At 42.2% G+C, this 19,022-nt stretch carries 15 protein-coding genes and 1 tRNA gene; 9 read left to right on the forward strand and 7 right to left on the reverse strand.

The annotated features are described in order from the left end of the window. Positions 1-45: 45 nt before the first annotated feature. Positions 46-855 (reverse strand): SMI1/KNR4 family protein, encoded by an 810-nt coding sequence (locus PNK_RS09355; RefSeq protein ID WP_059061681.1) that lies wholly within the window; start codon positions 853-855, stop codon positions 46-48. Between the two features lie 201 nt (positions 856-1,056). Between PNK_RS09355 and PNK_RS09360 the strand changes: the two genes are divergently transcribed. From PNK_RS09360 to PNK_RS09375, 4 genes are all read left to right on the forward strand, one after another. Further along, complete coding sequence (locus tag PNK_RS09360) at positions 1,057-2,613, forward strand: ComEC/Rec2 family competence protein (RefSeq protein ID WP_059061682.1); 1,557 nt, start codon at positions 1,057-1,059, stop codon at positions 2,611-2,613. A gap of 221 nt (positions 2,614-2,834) precedes the next feature. Then, positions 2,835-2,908: transfer RNA gene (locus PNK_RS09365), tRNA-His, on the forward strand. A 98-nt stretch (positions 2,909-3,006) separates the two neighbouring features. Further along, entirely contained in the window at positions 3,007-3,780 is a 774-nt protein-coding gene (locus tag PNK_RS09370; protein WP_059061683.1) for an undecaprenyl-diphosphate phosphatase, read from the forward strand. Between the two features lie 17 nt (positions 3,781-3,797). Beyond that, positions 3,798-6,401 (forward strand): FtsK/SpoIIIE family DNA translocase, encoded by a 2,604-nt coding sequence (locus PNK_RS09375; RefSeq protein ID WP_059061684.1) that lies wholly within the window; start codon positions 3,798-3,800, stop codon positions 6,399-6,401. A 173-nt stretch (positions 6,402-6,574) separates the two neighbouring features. Here PNK_RS09375 and PNK_RS09380 read toward each other — a convergent pair whose 3' ends face one another. Further along, positions 6,575-7,015 (reverse strand): hypothetical protein, encoded by a 441-nt coding sequence (locus tag PNK_RS09380; protein WP_059061686.1) that lies wholly within the window; start codon positions 7,013-7,015, stop codon positions 6,575-6,577. A gap of 543 nt (positions 7,016-7,558) precedes the next feature. Here PNK_RS09380 and PNK_RS09385 point away from each other — a divergent pair. From PNK_RS09385 to PNK_RS09400, 4 genes are all read left to right on the forward strand, one after another. Continuing rightward, entirely contained in the window at positions 7,559-8,332 is a 774-nt protein-coding gene (locus PNK_RS09385) for an MBL fold metallo-hydrolase (protein WP_032123971.1), read from the forward strand. A gap of 170 nt (positions 8,333-8,502) precedes the next feature. Further along, positions 8,503-9,180, forward strand: a complete 678-nt coding sequence (locus PNK_RS09390; protein WP_059061687.1) for an F-box protein — start codon at positions 8,503-8,505, stop codon at positions 9,178-9,180. A 141-nt stretch (positions 9,181-9,321) separates the two neighbouring features. Next, positions 9,322-10,041, forward strand: a complete 720-nt coding sequence (locus PNK_RS09395) for an F-box-like domain-containing protein (protein WP_059061689.1) — start codon at positions 9,322-9,324, stop codon at positions 10,039-10,041. Between the two features lie 67 nt (positions 10,042-10,108). Then, entirely contained in the window at positions 10,109-10,747 is a 639-nt protein-coding gene (locus tag PNK_RS09400) for an F-box-like domain-containing protein (RefSeq protein ID WP_059061690.1), read from the forward strand. A gap of 139 nt (positions 10,748-10,886) precedes the next feature. Here PNK_RS09400 and dnaJ read toward each other — a convergent pair whose 3' ends face one another. The 5 genes from dnaJ to PNK_RS09425 form a co-directional block, all read right to left on the reverse strand. Then, entirely contained in the window at positions 10,887-12,047 is a 1,161-nt protein-coding gene (dnaJ, locus tag PNK_RS09405; RefSeq protein WP_059061691.1) for a molecular chaperone DnaJ, read from the reverse strand. A gap of 223 nt (positions 12,048-12,270) precedes the next feature. Then, positions 12,271-12,450 (reverse strand): 30S ribosomal protein S21, encoded by a 180-nt coding sequence (gene rpsU / locus PNK_RS09410; protein ID WP_011175017.1) that lies wholly within the window; start codon positions 12,448-12,450, stop codon positions 12,271-12,273. Positions 12,451-12,646: 196 nt separating this feature from the next. Continuing rightward, the gene (tsaB, locus tag PNK_RS09415) at positions 12,647-13,333 is read right to left on the reverse strand and encodes a tRNA (adenosine(37)-N6)-threonylcarbamoyltransferase complex dimerization subunit type 1 TsaB (protein WP_059061692.1); all 687 of its coding nucleotides are present in this window, start codon (positions 13,331-13,333) and stop codon (positions 12,647-12,649) included. Beyond that, entirely contained in the window at positions 13,333-14,502 is a 1,170-nt protein-coding gene (locus tag PNK_RS09420; RefSeq protein ID WP_059061694.1) for a deoxyguanosinetriphosphate triphosphohydrolase family protein, read from the reverse strand. The genes tsaB and PNK_RS09420 overlap by 1 nt, the downstream gene beginning before the upstream one ends. A 504-nt stretch (positions 14,503-15,006) precedes the next feature. Further along, positions 15,007-15,255, reverse strand: a complete 249-nt coding sequence (locus PNK_RS09425; protein WP_059061697.1) for a hypothetical protein — start codon at positions 15,253-15,255, stop codon at positions 15,007-15,009. A gap of 1,143 nt (positions 15,256-16,398) precedes the next feature. On the opposite strand from PNK_RS09425, the gene lon reads away from it, so the two are divergent. After that, positions 16,399-18,915, forward strand: a complete 2,517-nt coding sequence (gene lon, locus PNK_RS09430) for an endopeptidase La (RefSeq protein WP_059061699.1) — start codon at positions 16,399-16,401, stop codon at positions 18,913-18,915. The last annotated feature ends 107 nt before the right edge of the window (positions 18,916-19,022 follow it).

Genomic DNA, 19,022 nt, shown 5'->3' on the forward strand with positions numbered 1-19,022 from the left:
AAACCCAAACGACATCAAAAAGTCAAAGGAAATCTTTTCTCAGCATTACATGTTTAGGACTACCAAATAAAACATTAGCCATTCTGTAAAAGTGACAAAAGCCATAGTTTCGACACAATCGTCTGTCTTGGTACAGTCAGAAATTGTCTTTGTCAAACTCGAGTAATACACGTTTCCCATTTCATGATCTGGATACCAATCCCCCCAAAAACATTGAAAAAATGACATTCCAAATGATTGATAAAAAGGAATCAGAGCATGCGGATTAACCGTTGCACCCTTGGCAGTTGTAATGGGATACTCCTTTTCTAATAACTTTTGAAAATTCGAGTAGGCTTCAGACATTTCAAAAGATTTAGTGATTCCCGTATCTGTTAGCTTCGCAAATCCATTATGGATTTGAAGAAATGCTAAATAATCAGATGGAAGAATATAGTCCGGAAACACTTTTTGCAAGGCAATAATTTCTTGCTCTGTGGCGGGCGCTCCTCCATGGAAAAATCCGCCATTCTCTATTAAACTATAGACAAAGCTGACTTCAAAAGGATCTTCATATTTCTGCTGCGTAAGAAAAATGCCAATATCGTCTATACCAGAGAAAAACTTTATCAAAAATTCATTCAACTGGGGATGGTAGGGCAATTTAGTCAGCCAAAACTCACGCGTAAACTCAATGCGGTCTTGAACGGGTAGCTGAGCCAGTTCATACCAGCCCCGAGAAAGACTAGGAGCCATTTTAGAGGCCTCCGGCCAATCAATCATGGGATCTTCATTTAACTCAATGACGCGATGAAAATGCCCATGCGGCGATCCATCTGAATAAAAACTATAATATTCCTTAGCATGTCGATCCATAATAGGCTGATCCTTTAATAATAAGATCGATAAAAAATATTGACATCTCAATGATTCCATCACATAAGAAAAATAGGATCAAGCTAAAGCCATTGCATGTGTTTGATCTGCGATGCTTTCGCGTTTGCTTGGAAGCTAAATTTTCAAATACTTTGTGTATAACGATTTCTTCCCAGAAAAAAAAGATCTTTCTTATTGAAAATGCCAATTTCCAACTTAATTATAACATTTTGGATCAGCCACCCTGCTCTACTGTATGGAATCTCACTACAGCTAGGATTCTATGCCGGCTTCTACGATGCGTTTGAGTGGCTCATTCCATGCCTTGGAGTTTGGCTCCCATTTTTCTGCCATTCTTATAAGGAGCGCCGCATCCTGCCCAAATTTTTTCTCAGCCTCGCCCTTTTTCTAGCGGCTTGGGCTCATGCTATCGTGTTTTATACATGGCCTGCCTTGCCAGAAGAAGGCATACCTGGAACAGCTCACATCTCAATACAGTCACTCTCTTTGCAAACCTCCCCTTTTGGATCGAAGTGGATTTATCACTGCCAGTTGCAACGCTTCTTTCCAACCTCCGCACCCAAAGAATCGATTGCTGACCAAATTCCATGTTCTCTAATGCTGCCCAATAAAATGACGATTAACCGTCCGCTAGCCAATCAAGACTATCTGGTTCAAGGCAGGCTGGTTGAGGACGAGAAGGGGCGCTATCGACTCAAAATAAACCCTTACAATGCATGGTCGAGCCTGTCTAATAGCTGGAGCTATGCAGAAGACCGCTTTCAATGGAAATTAAGCCTTTCACAATGGATCCGGGCACAATTTAAAGACTCTTTAAATGGACTATTTCTAGCGGGGCTTGCAACGGGCGATCTTGATTCCTCTTGGATCAGAGAAGAATTTGCTCGCTTTGGCCTTCAACACATTTTAGCCATTTCCGGTTTCCATTTTTCTATCATTGCCTCGTGCCTGAGCTTTTTTCTCCGCTTGTTAGTGCCAAGAAAAGCAGGGGCCACACTCCTCTTGATCATACTCGCAGCTTACACTTTTTTTCTCGGAACCGGGGCATCCATCTTGCGAGCGTGGATCATGAGTTCGATAGTTGTCATTGGTTTCTTATGCGAAAGACAAGCAAAGGCTCTCAATACACTTGGAATCGCCTTAATGGGCGTCTTAGCGATCGATCCCCTTCTATCGCAAACGATCGGCTTTCAATTCAGCTTTCTCGTTACAGCTGCCATTTTGCTCGCCTATAGCCCCATGAACCAGCTACTCTCTCGAATCCTGCCGAAAAGGTCTTTAAGCGAAGTGATTGAAATGAATGGATGGAATCAACATGGTTATATCATCCTGGCACTATTTAGAGATGCCCTCGCACTCGCATGCGCCGTCAATTTAGCAGCACTCCCGCTTACCCTTTATTTTTTCCAGCAATTCCCCTGGATGAGTCTCTTTTACAACCTTTTTTTTCCCTTCCTCGTTTCTGGATCGCTCGGACTCTTACTACTCGGCGGCCTATTAAGCCCTATCCCTTATCTCAGCACAGCGATTCATTCAATCAACAATTTCTATACAAGCCTCGTGCTTCAATTGACCTATCGCATGCCAGAACACTTCGATCATTACGTTAAGATCGAATCTTTTCCAGATAGCTTGATTGTCTTTTACATCACAATTCTTATGCTCGCCTTGATCGCTCTGCAAAGCTATTTAGCAGAAAAAGATGAAGCGATAGGCCAATCATGGAGCTTCATTTAAGCCAGATTCGCTAGGACGTGTCAAATTGCGCGCCCCTCTTATGATCTCGATTTATGCAAAAGAGCATAAGGATTGATCTTTCCCTTGAGCTTCTTTTTTGCGCCCTCGTTCTTTTCGATTAATCACCCATCCAGAGCGCTATTTTTCAACACCTTACGAAAAACGAAATTTTCCCATTGACTAAAATAAGCGATTTGCCTAAAAATATTGTATCTTCAATGGCGGTCATAGCTCAGTTGGTTAGAGCGTTGGATTGTGGTTCCAAATGTCGCGGGTTCGAATCCCGTTGATCGCCCTCTTTTTACACTCTCTTTTATCCCTTGTTTAAAAACCTTCGACGTGGCACTCTGGTGATCTAAACCCCAGACATCGAACTCTTTAGCGGATTTTTTTATGACAACATGGGAAGTCTTTTTTTTAGGCCTTGTTCAAGGCATTACTGAATTTTTACCAGTTAGCTCATCTGGCCATCTGGAGCTTGCTCAATATTTTTTAGGATTTGAGAACTTGCACACTTATGTGTTATTCAATCTGATTTGCCATTTAGGAACCCTTGGGGCTATTGTCTATATGTTTTACCCCCAAATTAAAGGTAGCATCACGACTCATCCCAAGCGCTTTTTACAAATTGTTTTGGGAACCCTTCCTCTATTCCCTCTCGTGCTCATCATCAAACCCATTAAAGCTATTTTTGATCAGCCCGAATATTTAGGCGTCTGCTTCCTTGTTTCTGCGGCTCTACTTTTCGCAAGTGTTTATGTGCGCATACAAACACGCAAAACAATGCGTTGGTCAGATCCGCTAGCTATTGGCATGTTTCAAGCCGTGGCAGTTCTTCCTGGTGTTTCACGCAGCGGCGCTACAATTTCAGCCGCGCGCTTGCTTGGCTGGGATAAACAGGAAGCCATTCAATTTTCATTTTTATTAGCTATTCCAGCCATTTTAGGCGGAACCGTTCTCGAGCTCTGGCAGCTTTGCAAGCTTCCAGCGACTGAAATGCCAGCAATTAGTGCCATGCAGTTTTTGACTGGTTTCGGCACTTCTTTTATTGTTGGTTGTGCAGCTCTTTGGGCCGTCATCCAAATGATGGCACAAGATAAATGGGTCTATTTTGCTTGGTACTGTCTTTTTATAGGCATTGCTACAACCCTTTATTTTAATATTTAGAAAAAGGGAGACAAGCTATGGCACGTAAAGCAAAAACTGCAAAGAAAGCTCAAAAAGAAGAGATTCAACCCAAACCCTCGATTCCATGGACGACAACCGAAACACGAGGCTTTCTTATCTTCGCCTTCGCCATCATTTTACTCCTGAGCTTAATGAGTTTTGCAATTGCTCCCGATTCAAAAAACCTGCTTGGGGTAATGGGAGATAAGCTTGGATGGCTTTTTCACGCTGCTTTTGGATTATCCAGCTATATGCTCGTCATCTATATCGGTTGGATCGGCTGGCGTCTATTATTTAGCAAATCGTTGCATTTCATGTGGCTGAAGCATATCTACGTTGCCATCTGCCTGATTTCTACTAGCATGCTTTTGAGCTTAATCGAAAGCGACTACCCTACTTTTGCCAACTTTTTGGGAAGCAGCTTTTATCCAGGCCTTTGGTTAAAATCGATGCGCTACCATCTCGGAGGCGCCCCTTTCTTTTATCTTTACCAGGACATGCCCGCCTTTAACTTAAACCATATTTTTAATACAGCCGGTGTAGCGCTCATTTTTTCCAGTACTCTGATTGCAAGCCTTCTCTTTTTGTTTAAAATTCGTTTACTCCATATGTGCCAAAAGATCATGGAACGCTTTAAACATGAAATTTCAGCCAAAAGAGAGTTAACCGCGGCTGAAAAGACGGCTGAAGGCGCGCAAGAAGAGAAAAAGGAAAATAAAGAGCAAACCAAAAAAGATGATAAAAAGGGATCGGCAGCTTCCAGCGAACCTGACAGCGATTTCTTGCGTTTCGTCAAATTGCGCATTCCAACCACTCATTTTCAGGAAACCCAAGCCAAGAGCGGGCTGCCCAATACCCCTTCGGACCTACTAGCCATTCAACCCGAGAAAAACCCGAAAATCAGGCCCTCAGTTTCACGTAAAGAGCTTTCAGATGACGTTGAAGAGGAGCCCCTTGGCTATCCACCCTCTTTAAGCCGGCCAAAAAAAAGAGAAACCATCGAAAATTTGACAGATGACGAGGGTAGAGAAGCTTTTAAAAGGCCTGAAAACCCTAAAGACGTTCCAGGAGAAAACAAGGCGCGCCGCAGAGAAAATGCTTTAACGGCTCAGAGCATTTACAACGGAGATTTTACAAACTACAATCTTCCCTCTCTTAACTTATTGACCAATCCCAAAAACGTCGATCAATCATCTTTAAAAAAGGACCTCAAGCGCCAGGCAGAAGTCTTAGAAGAAACCCTATTGAGCTTCGGCATCGAAGCTAAAGTTGGTCAAATCAATTGCGGGCCCACAATCACCTCTTTTGAAGTGCATCCAGCCATAGGCGTAAAAGTTCAAAAGATTAAAACTTTGGACAACGACATTGCCCTAAACATGGAAGCCAAGTCCATCCGCATCATCGCTCCCATTCCTGGCAAGGCAGCTGTTGGAATCGAAGTTCCCAATCCGCAGCCGCAAGAAGTTGGTTTCAAAGACATGCTGCTTGCCTATCAACAAGGCTCGCAAAAGCTCAATATTCCCATCTTGCTCGGCAAAGCTGTTAATGGCGACTACGTCATGAGCGATTTGGCTAAAATGCCTCATTGCATTATTGCAGGAGCTACGGGTTCTGGAAAATCCGTTTGCATCAATACAATCGTCATGTCCATCGCCCTCAATGCAAAACCCGATCAAATCAAGCTCATCATGGTCGATCCTAAAAAAGTCGAGCTTACTCCTTATACGCGCTTACCTCACATGCTGGCACCCGTCATTACAGAGCCGCAAGGGGCTGCAGCAGCTTTGAATTGGCTTGTCAAAGAGATGGAAAAACGTTATGAAATTTTAAAGCTCGTTGGTGTACGCAATATCGATAGCTTCAACAAGCGGACAATCAATCCAGAATTTGAGGCCACTCTAGGAAGGGAAATTCCGGCTTCAATGCCTTTCATTGTTGGAATTATCGATGAGCTTGCCGACTTGATGATGGTAGCAAGTCAAGACATTGAGACCCCCATAGCCCGAATTGCTCAAATGGCTCGTGCTGTCGGCATCCACTTGATTTTAGCCACTCAAAGACCATCCAGGGAAGTCATCACGGGGCTGATTAAAGCCAACTTCCCGACGCGTATTTCATTTAAAGTGGCAAGCCGCGTGAACAGTCAAATTGTCTTGGACGAAACGGGTGCAGAAACCCTTTTGGGCAATGGCGATATGCTCTTTCTTCCACCTGGCTCTTCCCACTTAATTAGAGCCCAAGGTGCTTTTGTACGCGATGAAGATATTTTAGCCGTTGTGCAGCACATTTGCGAACAGGCGCCACCGAACTACGTCATTCAATCATTCGATCAATTCAACGCAGGTTTGGGAGATTTAAGCGATGGGGTGGATCAGGACATCGAATTAGATGCCCTCTATGAGCAAGCCAAAGATGTCGTACTAAGCACAGGAAATGCTTCTACAACCTTTTTACAACGCAAACTAAAAATCGGATACGCAAGAGCTGCGAGCTTGATGGATCAGCTAGAAATGCAAGGCATTGTAGGCCCAGCAGAAGGCAGCCGCCCACGCAAAATTTATGCCGCTCAAGCAAGCGCAGAAGAAAGCGATGATTTGCTAGAGCAAGATTTACTGGAGTAGAGCCGACCATGGATCCTGAAAAACGCCTGAAGGAGCAAGTTAAGCGCCTAAAAACAATGGGATTAGCGCTTTTAGGACTAGCCATTTCTTTTAGCCTGCTCGCTTATTTCATTCCTACAAACGAAACCCTTTATTGGCTTTCGTCGCGCAACAAAGAAGGCGTTTATGCCATCTCAGGATTTCTTGCTTTTTTGGGCATCTACTGTTTGGGTGCCACTTGGCGAAGGCAGCACTTTATTTAAGTGGATCATTGGAGGAAGATCTTGAATCTCATTTTCCCCTTCATTGCCGCGTAAATGCCTCAATTCAAATTGGATCAAGCCATGGCTAGCATTTAAATTCTGAATAAATTCTTGATTGAGCAGATGAAATGCGTGCAATTGATTATGAAATAATTGATGAGTTGTAGAATCGAGCTGGTTTGGATAGTATCTTTGCATGCTTGAATCCGCCTGCTCCAACTTCCCTAACAACTCCTGCTGATGCTTTTGAAGAGGTGAAAGCTCTTCTTCCGAAATGACTTGCAGAGAGACATCTCTCAATTTCTGTGCATTTTGAACCAGATCGGCCAAAAGTTGGGTCATTTGTTCAATGTAGTATTGAAGCGATTTCATGATCCTATCCTTACAGTTATTTCAAAGGGTTATCGCAATAAAATGCATCTTAAGGCTAAAAAAAGACAGAGCTCCAAAAAGCAGGCAATTTAAATTTTTACTTAAACTATTCAAACCCATTCTGAAAAATCCGGTGTTTATGGTCAATCTTTTGCACGGATTGTATTGAAAAAAGGATGGGTGAAAATCAGAAGAGAATTTAATTGCCAGGATTTCGCAATTAAAAACTCAACTTGTGTCAAAAACGACAACTCAACAATAAACAACTTGCAATGCAGTTATTCTCATTTCATTCAATACCTCTAATTATTATTTGCAAAGTAGAGACGATCTCTTCACCTGACGCCGCTTATAAGGCTGGGTTTGCCAGCAGCAAAATCACAAGATTTAAGCAGTTTTAAAATAGTTAGCTATGTTATAAACTGGACTCAAAAAATCGCCATGAGTCTAATTACTGCTGTTTCAAAGATTCGAAAGATCATTTAGAAAAATGGCTGTCGCCCCGACTCCAATCATCAAGAAAAGTCTACTCTCAGGTCATTTATGAAAGGTTTCTGCCCTCTAGCTTCTGGATCTAAAGGCAATTGCATTTATTTTGGTACATCTCAAACCAAAGTGCTTATAGATGCAGGTATAAGTGCAAGAGCCATTCAGACCAGGCTAGCAGAAATCAATGTTGATTTAGCCGATATTGATGCCATTTTGATCACTCACGAGCATACCGACCACATCCAAGGGCTCAAGGTTCTCGCCTATAAAATGGGCATTCCCGTTTTTGCCAATCACGATACAGCTAAAGGCATTGTCGATACTTTCCACGACTGTCCAAAATTCAAAATCTTTTCGACGGGCGAAACTTTCGAGTACGGGGATATCGAAGTGCATCCTTTTAGCATCCAGCATGACACACTCGACCCTGTCGCCTTTACAATACGGACCGGCGACTTAAAACTCGGCTTTTGCACCGATCTCGGCTTTGCAACTTCACTCGTTCAGGCTCAGCTTCAAGCATGTGACTATCTCTACCTCGAAGCCAACCATCAGCCATCCATGGTACATGCATCGCCCCGCCCCATGATTTATAAACAGCGCGTACTAAGCCGCAGCGGCCACCTGTCTAATGAAGCTTGCGGCAATTTATTAGCGCACGTTTACCACCCAAAGCTCAAGCATGTCCACCTCGCCCACCTTTCAAGCGAATGCAATAGCCATGAAACAGCCTTAAGCGTAGTAAGAGGAATCTTGCAAAGCAATGGCATCGAGCTCGACTTATGTGTGGCTCCCCAAGAAAAAATCAGCAAGGCCATTTATTTCTGAGCCTTAAAGCCTCTCGCAACAGTGCAATCTATTGCCAGAGCGGTTGAAATAATTGGAGCTCTTTTTAAAGGAAGATTTAACTTTTCTTTTAAACAGCATTGACTTTTTATAAATACAAAGCTATTCATTCGAATAAAGCATTAAAGATCTTCGTTAATTAAAGAAAAAAAATGACTATTTCTATACAAAACAAATGCTATTTACACTCGACCCAAGTAAATCCGAATTCACATATAAAAAATACTTTAGAGTTGTGCCATGATTTGCTTCTTGAAATATTTAGATTTTTTACACCACAAGATCTTGCCATTCTCCGTTTGACTTGCAGGAATTGGCACCTTTTGGTGCAGGATCCCAAAACTCCATGCTCTCCTCTTGTCGCATTTCAATTTTTTCAAACCCTGCCTAAAATCATACAACCAAATCTTCAAACCACAACCGTTTCCTACGATCATATCTTTGATGCCGACCTCTATACAGTCTGCTGTCAAAGCGATTCGCAAAAACCAGGAAAAACCTATTTCGTTACTATTCATCAGGCTATGAATGAAGCGGAACAAGACAACCAAGACATAGAGATGGATGAACAGTCAAGCGAAGAAGATGAGGCATTAAACGAATCCTCTACGCATACGATTTGCACATTTATAGAGAACAGAGTGCAATTAGGCGGCTGCAGCTCTAAAACAGCCCCTTCGTGGAGTATGAGGACCGATAGTTTGAGAATCCATTACCTCAATGAATCGATTCCTGCATTCGATCAGCTGTGTGCAAGACTTGCCTTAAGCAAAATCAATCAGAATATTCAAGAAAAACTAAAAACATCTTCTGCTCTTCACGGCGCTTAAATCATTGAGAGCGCCTTCTCACTTTTTATCCGTTTAATTCCACTCAAGACCAATTAAGCTATAAATTGCAAATCTAACTTTTAATTTAATTAAGTAAAAAGAATATCTAAGATTGATCGGAAATTTCTAACTAAGGTATTTATGGAGTTTATTTATAAAACAACAAACTATTTATCAACTTTTTCTCTCTTGTCAATTCATTCTAAAAGAGTTGTACCAGAGCCTTCGCGTTCCATTCATGAATTACCAGATGATCTGCTTTGTGAAATTTTTCAATTTCTGGCGCTTCAAAGCGTAGATGCAGTGAATAAGACGTGTAAGCGCTGGCATGCCTTTGTACAGAACCCCAAGATGCCTGTGGAGTCTTTTAGTTCATTTAAGTTTTTCCAAAGCGTAGCCAAGCAAATTGAATCGAATATTCAAATCCATATAAGTATCAGACATAGTTTTGTAGAGCTTCTTCCAGATTTCGCCCATCCCTTTTATCAGTATTCAGTCTATCGCATCGTGAAGCAAAACGAAAATGGAATAGTAGAAGCAAGCTATGCTGTTAGCAAACTAAGTGATTCAATTGCAAACGAAGTCATTGCGCATAGCTTGTTGCCGGAACCGTCTTTATCAGCACCTTCGATCATGACCGTTCGGAAAATCTGCCAATTCAAGGAAAAAGTAAAAGGTCTGATCACTTGCGATCTTCTTTCTATAGAGCGGACAAGCGGGATTGAATTGGAGTTCATGTGTTCCGATCTTTCCTCATTTGATAAGGAAGCCATTACCTGTATAATCAAGAGGACCAATACAGTTGCAGAAGTATTTTGGTATCTCGAATCATTCAAATTCATGTGTACCTATTTTTGCTGATGCTACATACTCGGCCAAACAGCAAACAATTTTTCCAAGCTGTAAAAAAATAGTATCAAAGCTTGAAATGACAATTACGCACAAATATATCCATTTATCTTATTATAGAATCCCGACATCCGCCAATGTTGAAGAGAAACAACCTGCCATTTGCGAATTGTCAGATGACTTGCTCCTACAAATTTTTAACTACTTGGGATCGCTACAAGATGTGGCGACTTTAAATGTCACTTGTAAGTACTGGCATTGGATTGCTCTCCATCACCGCGATGATCTTCCCCTCTTTGCCACTTTCCAACTTTTTAAGCCTTTGCTAAAAAAGATAGAGATGTTAAAGCTCATGCCGATTCAACCTTTTGCAGAGCGTTTTACTATCATCATCAAGAAAAATACGAGTGAAATTGGAGAAAAAACGTTGACGGCCCATAAGGTCACTCGCTTCGAAGACAGCCCTGCATTTGAAGATTTTATAAATGACGGCCAGCTCATTTGCACATTTAGTGAAATAAAAAATGCTTCCCAGGTGACGCAAGAATCAGCTGCCATCGAGTTAGCCTATATAGATGATCTGATTCTTTCAGATTATGAACAAGACGCGATTACACGCATTAGTAAAAAAGTTGGCAAGGGGACCGAAGTAAAAAGCGGGCAAGAACAAAGAGAAAGGGTTAAAAATAAGCGCGCATTTAATTGCCAAGTTTTATGATCGCAAGCATGGCTTAAACAATCGAACTCGCAGCCTGCAACTCAGAGCTTTCACCCTATTCTGTATAGAAGCAAAAAAAACCATTCATTCGAAAAGAATGAATGGCTCACATCTTTTGCCCCATTTGGGTGACTATCGCTTAATGGGAAAAAAAGTCTTTGATCTTATCCAGAAAGCCTTTACGCTTTGGCAGGTTATTGGGCCCTTCCAGATCGCTAAATTCTTGTAAAAGCTCCTTTTGGCGCTCACTCAAGCGAGTCGGAGTTTCGACAAACATTCGAACTAAAAGGTCGCCTTTGCCATGCCCATGTACATTTGGAAATCCTTCTCCTTTAACGCGGAAGGTTTTTCCGTTTTGAGTGCCTTCTGGAATAGTAATGCGGCAAGTATGGTTGGTCAATGAAGGCACTTCTTTTTTGCATCCGAGAGCCGCCTCAGCAAAGCTGATTGGCAGGTCGAGCAAAATGTCATTTCCTTCGCGCTCAAAAAGCTCGTGCGTCTCGACATTGATAAAGACGTATAAATCCCCTGGTGGGCCACCTGCCTGCCCGGCATCCCCATATCCGCTCATTTTTAAGCGCATGCCACTGTCAACGCCAGCTGGAATGTGAACTTTGATATGTTGCTTTTCTTTTACAACTCCTTGCCCATGACAGTTCTTGCAAGGATCTGTAATCACTTTGCCTTCACCATGGCATTTAGGGCATGCCATTGTCATGCTGAAGAAACCTCTCTGTTCAAAGACTTGGCCTCTTCCATTGCACTCGTTGCACGTTTTGACACCCTGAGGAGAGCTCGATCCTTTTCCGCTGCAGGTTGCACAAGTAACGTAATTCGTAATAACGAGTTCTTTATCAACCCCTTTGGCAGCTTCTTCGAAAGAAACAGTAATATTGACTCGTTTGCTAGCACCTTGACGAGCACCTCTTCCAGCTTCTCGTCCGCCGAATTCGGCTCCGCCGCCGCCGCCGAAGAAATCGAAAATGCTTTCGCCTCCTCCCATACCGAAGGCGCCCATGAAGGTACGCAAAGCCTCGTCCATTGAAGAGAACCCTTGTCCAGCTCCTGGACCGGCCGCTCCTTGCAAGGCTTCTTTACCATAACGGTCGTACACTTGACGCTTTTTCTCGTCGCTCAATATTTCGTATGCTTCCGATATTTCTTTAAAGCGCTTTTCAGCTTCCGCATCTCCTGGATTTTTATCAGGATGAAATTGGATTGCTTTTTTACGGTATGCTTTCTTAATTTCTTCCGGAGTTGCAGTACGAGCAACTTCTAAAATATCGTAATAGTCAGCCATAAGATCTACTACTTTGTCGTGAGGATTAATTTTTCTTTGAACTTCCGCTGTAAAGATAACAGGGAAAGACTTTTAAGACAAGAATTTAGCACCTTAACTAGCTAAACGCCAAAAAGAGGTGAAAAAATCAATCCCTTACTGAACGAGAAATAAAAACAATGTTTTTACATTTCGTTTAATAAGGGCGTAAGCTCAATAGTAATCAACTTAATGCAAGAGACTCTTAGCGTTGCTTTTTGTATTTTAAAGCGGCTTTAGACTTAGCACGTTTCTTGATAGAGGGCTTGGAATAGAAACGATGAGCTTTTACAGATTTCATGACCCCTTCTTTATCCAAACGCTTCTTTAATGCACGGAGGGCCTTATCAATCGAATCGCCTATACGAACTTTTACAAGTGACATTGAGATAATTCCTAATTTCTAAGTGTTAAATTGTCTTGATTAGCCTAGAGAGGTAATCAATCAAAACTTTTTTCTCTTATATACAGATAGCAACAATGCTAACGGAAAGAATGATATTAATCAACACGAAAAGCATATACCCGACATTCCTTTTAATGTCTTGGGAAAAAAGAGCTCAAAAAGGGACGGGACAATCTTATTCTTGCCCTTTCCGCTTATTCTTTTCCCGTTCAGCTTCTGTCTCTCTTAGATACAAAAGATCCAGATGTCCCCGCTGTTTCCATAATCCTTGCTGATAGGCTGATCGAATGCTGCGTGCCAAGGCCCAAGCAGCGGGAGCCTTCTCTTCCCATTCCCATGTTTGATCGGGATACAAGTGACTAAGCTTATTTTTTAGACTGTGACTTGAAGAAGAGACAAGGACTTTCACATCAGCCAAGCAGTCCAACTCTTCAAGCGGACAAATGAGAGGCTCGCTCAAGTATTGAATGCCTCTATCAGAATAGTATCCTTTGCGAATGTAGGCCCCGCCAATGCGCGCATCGATGATGGCTGCAAAGGTCACATTTTTCTGAGATGGCACAAATCCATCCAAACTTGGAACTCCAACCAAGGGGACATTCCAGGTATAAGCCAAGGTTTGAGCAACAGCCGCTCCAATTCGAATTCCAGTGTAGGAGCCGGGGCCGATTCCAACGCCCAAGCAAGTCAGGTCAGAGCCTTTCCATCCATTTGCCTGAAGAATTGCCGCCAGCTTTGGCATTAAGAAGCGCGATTGGTTAGGACCAAAGGGAAGTTCCTCTGAAAAGAGGATTTCATCGCCTTGTACACCTGCTAGTAATCCCCGTTCGGTGCTTGTTTCGATTATTAAAAAACGAATCATTATAATAACTCAATTTTACTTGGTACGATGACTTTTTCAAGCGTGCGAACAAAAAAGCTGTCGGTCATTCCGGCAATGTAATCAATGACCATTTGAACCGCGTTCGTTTGCGACAAGTACTTTTCACTTCTTTTTTGCAAGTAATGTTTCCAAAGATAGCTTTGCTCATTGTAGGCCCCAAGATCTTGAAGCAACCATTCAAATAAGATGCGATAACTATGCTTAATCTTGGATGATTCGACCTTTAACTTTGGATGGACGTAAATATGTTTAAAATTGAAGCGGCGTAAAATCCGTAGAGCTTCAAAGGACTCCTCGGAAATGGCAATGTATTCCTTGTCATAGCTATGGCGAATCACATCTGCTGCCAAAAAGCCTAATATTTCACGATTCGTTTTTCCTAAGCACGTTTGGGGAACATCTTCACGATTAAGAATGCCCAAATTAATGGCATCTTCAATATCGCGCCCAATGTAGCTCATCGTATCGCATAGTTTAACTAGGCATCCCTCCAATGTTCCGGGCATGATATTTGAATCGGGATGCTCCTTCTTCAGCATTCTGTCTTTGAAGTGATCGTCCCACGTTTTCCCAAAGTTCGGAATTAAAATAGGGCCGCTCATTCCGCCATCATGGCAAAGAAAGCCATCATAGACGGCTAGTCCCAAGTTGAGAGGTTCGATTTCAGTGAACAACCGGCAAGATTGAGAAGGATGGCAAAAAGGACCATTATCGTATTCGACCGATAAAGCTGAAAGATATCCCTCACCTTCGTGTCCAAATGGAGCATGGCCCACGTCATGACCCAGTGCAATAGCTTCCACCAAATCTAAATTAAGGCGTAGAATTTCTGCAATCCCACGCGCAAAGCTACTGACAAGTTGCACGTGTAGGCTGCGATGAGTAATATGATCATTCTCAACTAAGTAGACGACCTGTGTTTTATCGACATAGCGGGAATATGCCTTCGAATGAAGAATGCGATCCACATCTCTTTTATAAGGCATCCGATGATCATCTTCCGCTCCTTCCAAACGGCAGTGATTCTTCGAAAAAGTTGCTCGTGCAAAAAGTGTTTGAGCCTCTTTTTGCTCTGCTATTTTGCGATAATGGGCAAGCGTATCGATAGCCAGTGTTTGAGGGGAAGAATCAACCGATGAATGCGACATAACTTCTCTCCTTAAGAAAGCCTTCAAGTAGGGGCAAAAAACCAGCTTTATATTTTGCAGATGCTTTTCAACTTACCTTTAGCAAAGTGGTAGCGGCCAAAAGTGTCCTCTGAATTCTAAACGCGTTTGGCACCTAAGAGGCCTACTCCCGCCTGCCTATTCCCATTTGTGCAATGGTAAGTTTTAATTTTCTTATTCTCAAATAAATAGAATTTTGAAAGTAAAATAAGATCATAGCAGAAACGGACAAACAATGAAAGTCTAGTAGTCGTTGTTTTCTTAGGCTCCGCAAATCTGCGGATTATGGACTGCTTGATCAGCTTCTTTGATTAAATCTAAAGGTCATTGGTCATTTTAATGTTTGGAAAAGCAGCGGCAAAAAGCAGCTTTACTTTTGCTTTATTATTTAACATAAATAAGACGGTCTCAATGAGGCGTTCTAAACGCTCTCCTATGACCCACCCTCTTGCAAACGATGAGAGAGCCCTGGCAAAAATGAACATTTCAAAAAAAACTGATAAACCTTTGATTGTTTTCCAATTCATTGAGGATAGCCTCTTCTGCTAACGCTTCGTCATCACTCGCCCCTCCACGGTCTATACGGTCTTTACAGCTCTTGTTATAAGAGCAGGCCTTCGTACAAATCAAAATATAGCGCATTAAATAGTTATAGACGTGCTGCTGAATCTTTTCAGAAGGAAAATCAAAGACTAATTCATACAAGGCTTGAAAATGCTCTACTAGTTGCTGCAAAGCCCAATCGAGCTGTTTTTTTGTACAGACAAGAGATCCCCTGTTATAAACAACTTTAGACTCATTCTCTAATTGAAACCAGACGCACTCGTGCAGCTCAATGGATTTTTGACAAGCCTTTTGCCAACTCTTCTGGAAGAGCTCGTTTACTTGGGCTAAGTAGGCCTTAAAATCCCTTTTTGGATCTTATACAATACCGTTTTCCAACATGACCTTATTGGCAAAGCCATTCACTTATTTCCAATTGCTCTAAAAACCGTTTTTTGTATTGGATCATCATAAATATCTTCTAAAGAACTTTTAGGATCAAAGTCGAATCCTCTTGCTACAAGCCTTTTAATGCGCTCAACCAACTCAACCCGCTTCACGCAGATTTCCTAAAATGAATCTTAAGCTGTTCAAAGTCTGCTATAATTTTAGGCTCCATAAGATCCTATCGAGCAGAGCAAAGCCATAATTGTGCTGGCTTCCCGAAGTAAATCCGCGCCTTTTCACCTCCTGTTTTCCCAATTAATTATAGCTCCCTACTAGGATTTATCTGATAGATCATTTGCAAGGCACGAAAGTGATTTGTTTGAGCAGACTTGGGCAGTAACGGGCTAAGCTGTCCATTAGCGTCCACATTCCCTTCTTCCTTTCCTTTTCTTTCAGGCTCCAGAGCTCCTTCATTTCTTAAACGCTGAAGGCCTTCAGAAAAAAGCTTAAAAGCAGCAGTGTCGATTGAAGTCTTGTCAATGCGCGTTTGTTGAATGAAATCAGGGAATAAAGGCTAAGACGGGCATGTGAAATTTGGTGGAAAACCAGAAAATTATCTTCAATTGGCGACTTGGTGAAGATAGATCGACTCATTGAGATGATTTTTCGCTATCAATCTTTATTTCGAGCCTTCAAATTCTAAATGAAGGTCTTCGATTGAATAATTTCTCATAAACCTGTAAGCTAATTGCACTGGTAAAAAAAATACACCTATTTATGCAATTATTACCCTAGCTCACCATTGCATAGTCAAAAGACAAAGAGAGAGAATCAAGAGAATGTTGACAGACCAATGTTGGATGAAGGCAATCATTCTTTTCAAGCAAGCTGCTTTTCGCTAGTCGTCAAAGAAATCAATTAAACATCAATTTATTAGGATGATGATAAATGCTGGATCAAGAACAAGATGAAAATTCTTTAGAAACTGAATTCGAAAATGCGATGATGAGTTCGCTTGACGATACTCAGCTCAGCAAAAAGAATACCCAGCTTCCAGAGCAAATCCAAATTTTTCCGCTCGTTCGCCGTCCTTTTTTCCCTGGAATGGCAGCTCCCTTAGTCATTGAACCTGGTCCATTTTATGAAGTCTTAAAAGTCATTGCCAAATCAGAACATAAATGTGTGGGTCTAGTCATGACTCGCTCGGAACAGGCAGACATTTACAAAGTCGGCTTTCCAGATATTTACGAAATTGGAGTCCTAGCCCGCATCTTGCGCATTATCCCCATGGAACAGGGTGGAGCACAAGTCATTTTAAATATGGAAAGGCGGATCAAGATCACCGAGCCGGTTGCAGAAACAAAAACGCTAAAGGCTCACATTTCTTATTTTGAGGATGATCCAGTTTTAACACCTGAGTTAAAAGCCTATGCAATTAGTATCATTTCGACAATTAAAGAGCTTTTGAAGCTCAATCCCCTTTTTAAAGAGGAACTCCAGATCTTTTTAGGCCACTCTGATTTCACCGAACCTGGTAAGCTCGCCGACTTCGCTGTAGCACTCACAACTGCATCCAGGGAAGAGTTGCAAGATGTTTTAGAAACAATTGATATCCAACAACGCATTGACAAGGCCTTAGTTCTTCTAAAAAAAGAATTGGATATCAGCATCTTACAGAATAACATCAATCAAAAAATCGAAGCGACGATTAATAAAAGCCAGAAGGACTTCTTCTTGCGAGAGCAGTTGAAGACCATAAAAAAAGAGCTGGGCATAGAAAGAGATGATAAATCGCTTGACCGGGAAAAATTTGAATCGCGTTTAAAAGAGCGCATCGTTCCACCAGATGTCATGAAAGTGATTACTGAGGAATTGGAAAAGCTAAGCGTTTTAGATATGCAATCGGCCGAATATAGCGTCTCTCGTGGTTACTTAGATTGGCTGACTACCATTCCTTGGGGCATTTATAGCCAGGAGCACCATAATTTAGAAGAAGCTGAAAAAATCTTAGCCCATGATCATTACGGCCTAGAAGATATCAAACAACGCATTCTCGAATTTATTGGTGTCGGCAAACTAGCCAAAGGTGTGCGAGGTAGTATTATTTGCTTAGTCGGCCCTCCGGGAGTTGGAAAAACCAGCATTGGAAAAAGCATTGCCCGTGCGCTTAACCGCAAATTTTACCGTTTCTCTGTTGGTGGTATGCGTGACGAAGCCGAAATTAAAGGGCATCGCCGTACCTATATTGGTGCGATGCCTGGTAAAATGATTCAAGCACTCAAGTATTGCCAAACGATGAATCCTGTCATCATGCTCGACGAAGTCGATAAAATGGGAAGAAGCTTCCATGGAGACCCAGGCTCTGCACTTTTAGAGGTGTTAGATCCTGAGCAAAATGCCGAGTTCTTGGATCACTATTTGGACGTTCGCTGCAACTTATCCGATGTATTATTCATTGTAACAGCAAACGTGCTAGACACCATTCCCGAGCCGCTAAAAGACCGCATGGATATTCTCCGCCTGTCGGGTTATATCATGCAAGAGAAAATTGAAATCGCCAAAAAGTATCTCATACCCCGTAACCGCAAAGAAATGGGACTCAAGGCAGCGGAAGTTTCATTTACTCAAGAAGCACTGCGGACAATGATCAATGGCTATGCGAGAGAGGCAGGTGTGCGCAACCTAGAGAACTTGGTCAAAAAAATCCTGCGAAAACTAGCAGTCAAAATTGTGCGCGAACAGGAAGATTTTGAAAGAGAACAGGCTAAAAAGAAAAAAACGGCAAAAAGCAAGAAGCCGCTGGCACTACCTCCTGTAAAACACTCGATCACGCCGCATAATTTAAAAGACTACTTAGGCAAGCCTGTTTTTTCAAGCGACCGCTTTTACGAAAGGACGCCCGTTGGAGTCTGTATGGGCCTTGCTTGGACAGCTCTTGGCGGAGCTACGCTCTACATTGAGTCTATTAAAGTAGCTGGCGAAAAGACAGTAATGAAGCTCACCGGCCAGGCAGGCGAAGTCATGAAAGAGTCTGCTGAAATTGCGTGGAGCTATGTACATAGCTCGATTCACAAATATGCCCCGAGCTATACATTCTTTGAAAAATCGCAAGTCCACATTCACATTCCTGAAGGAGCCACTCCTAAAGATGGACCATCTGCCGGCATTACAATGGTCACTTCGCTGCTTTCACTATTGTTCGATACACCCGTATTGGACAACTTAGGAATGACTGGAGAGCTTACCTTGACGGGGCGAATTCTTCCAATTGGAGGAGTCAAAGAAAAAGTTGTTGCGGCGCGCCGTTCAGGACTGAAAACATTGATTTTCCCCAAAGATAATATGCGGGACTATGAGGAACTTCCTGATTACATTCGCAAAGGTCTTGTCATCTATTTCGTTGAGCACTATGACGAGGTCTTTAAAATCGCTTTTCCTGGCAAACAGCGAGTAAAACTTCTGTAGAGGTTAAATGAGAATGACTTTGATTCATTTGAATTGAAGTCTTCTCTTTTCTTAGCTCAAGCCTCCGGATTCAGCATCAACTCGTTTGGATGCCGTTTCATTGCAAA

The organism is Candidatus Protochlamydia naegleriophila (assembly GCF_001499655.1).
In the GTDB taxonomy this organism is placed as follows: Bacteria; Chlamydiota; Chlamydiia; order Chlamydiales; family Parachlamydiaceae; genus Protochlamydia; species Protochlamydia naegleriophila.

Excerpts from the sequence above, each read along its gene's own strand:
- PNK_RS09355 (WP_059061681.1), bottom strand. The coding sequence starts at position 855 with ATGGATCGACATGCTAAGGAATATTATAGTTTTTATTCAGATGGATCG.
- PNK_RS09360 (WP_059061682.1), top strand. The coding sequence starts at position 1,057 with ATGCCAATTTCCAACTTAATTATAACATTTTGGATCAGCCACCCTGCT.
- PNK_RS09370 (WP_059061683.1), top strand. The coding sequence starts at position 3,007 with ATGACAACATGGGAAGTCTTTTTTTTAGGCCTTGTTCAAGGCATTACT.
- PNK_RS09375 (WP_059061684.1), top strand. The coding sequence starts at position 3,798 with ATGGCACGTAAAGCAAAAACTGCAAAGAAAGCTCAAAAAGAAGAGATT.
- PNK_RS09380 (WP_059061686.1), bottom strand. The coding sequence starts at position 7,015 with ATGAAATCGCTTCAATACTACATTGAACAAATGACCCAACTTTTGGCC.
- PNK_RS09385 (WP_032123971.1), top strand. The coding sequence starts at position 7,559 with ATGAAAGGTTTCTGCCCTCTAGCTTCTGGATCTAAAGGCAATTGCATT.
- PNK_RS09390 (WP_059061687.1), top strand. The coding sequence starts at position 8,503 with ATGACTATTTCTATACAAAACAAATGCTATTTACACTCGACCCAAGTA.
- PNK_RS09395 (WP_059061689.1), top strand. The coding sequence starts at position 9,322 with ATGGAGTTTATTTATAAAACAACAAACTATTTATCAACTTTTTCTCTC.
- PNK_RS09400 (WP_059061690.1), top strand. The coding sequence starts at position 10,109 with ATGACAATTACGCACAAATATATCCATTTATCTTATTATAGAATCCCG.
- dnaJ (WP_059061691.1), bottom strand. The coding sequence starts at position 12,047 with ATGGCTGACTATTACGATATTTTAGAAGTTGCTCGTACTGCAACTCCG.
- rpsU (WP_011175017.1), bottom strand. The coding sequence starts at position 12,450 with ATGTCACTTGTAAAAGTTCGTATAGGCGATTCGATTGATAAGGCCCTC.
- tsaB (WP_059061692.1), bottom strand. The coding sequence starts at position 13,333 with ATGATTCGTTTTTTAATAATCGAAACAAGCACCGAACGGGGATTACTA.
- PNK_RS09420 (WP_059061694.1), bottom strand. The coding sequence starts at position 14,502 with ATGTCGCATTCATCGGTTGATTCTTCCCCTCAAACACTGGCTATCGAT.
- lon (WP_059061699.1), top strand. The coding sequence starts at position 16,399 with ATGCTGGATCAAGAACAAGATGAAAATTCTTTAGAAACTGAATTCGAA.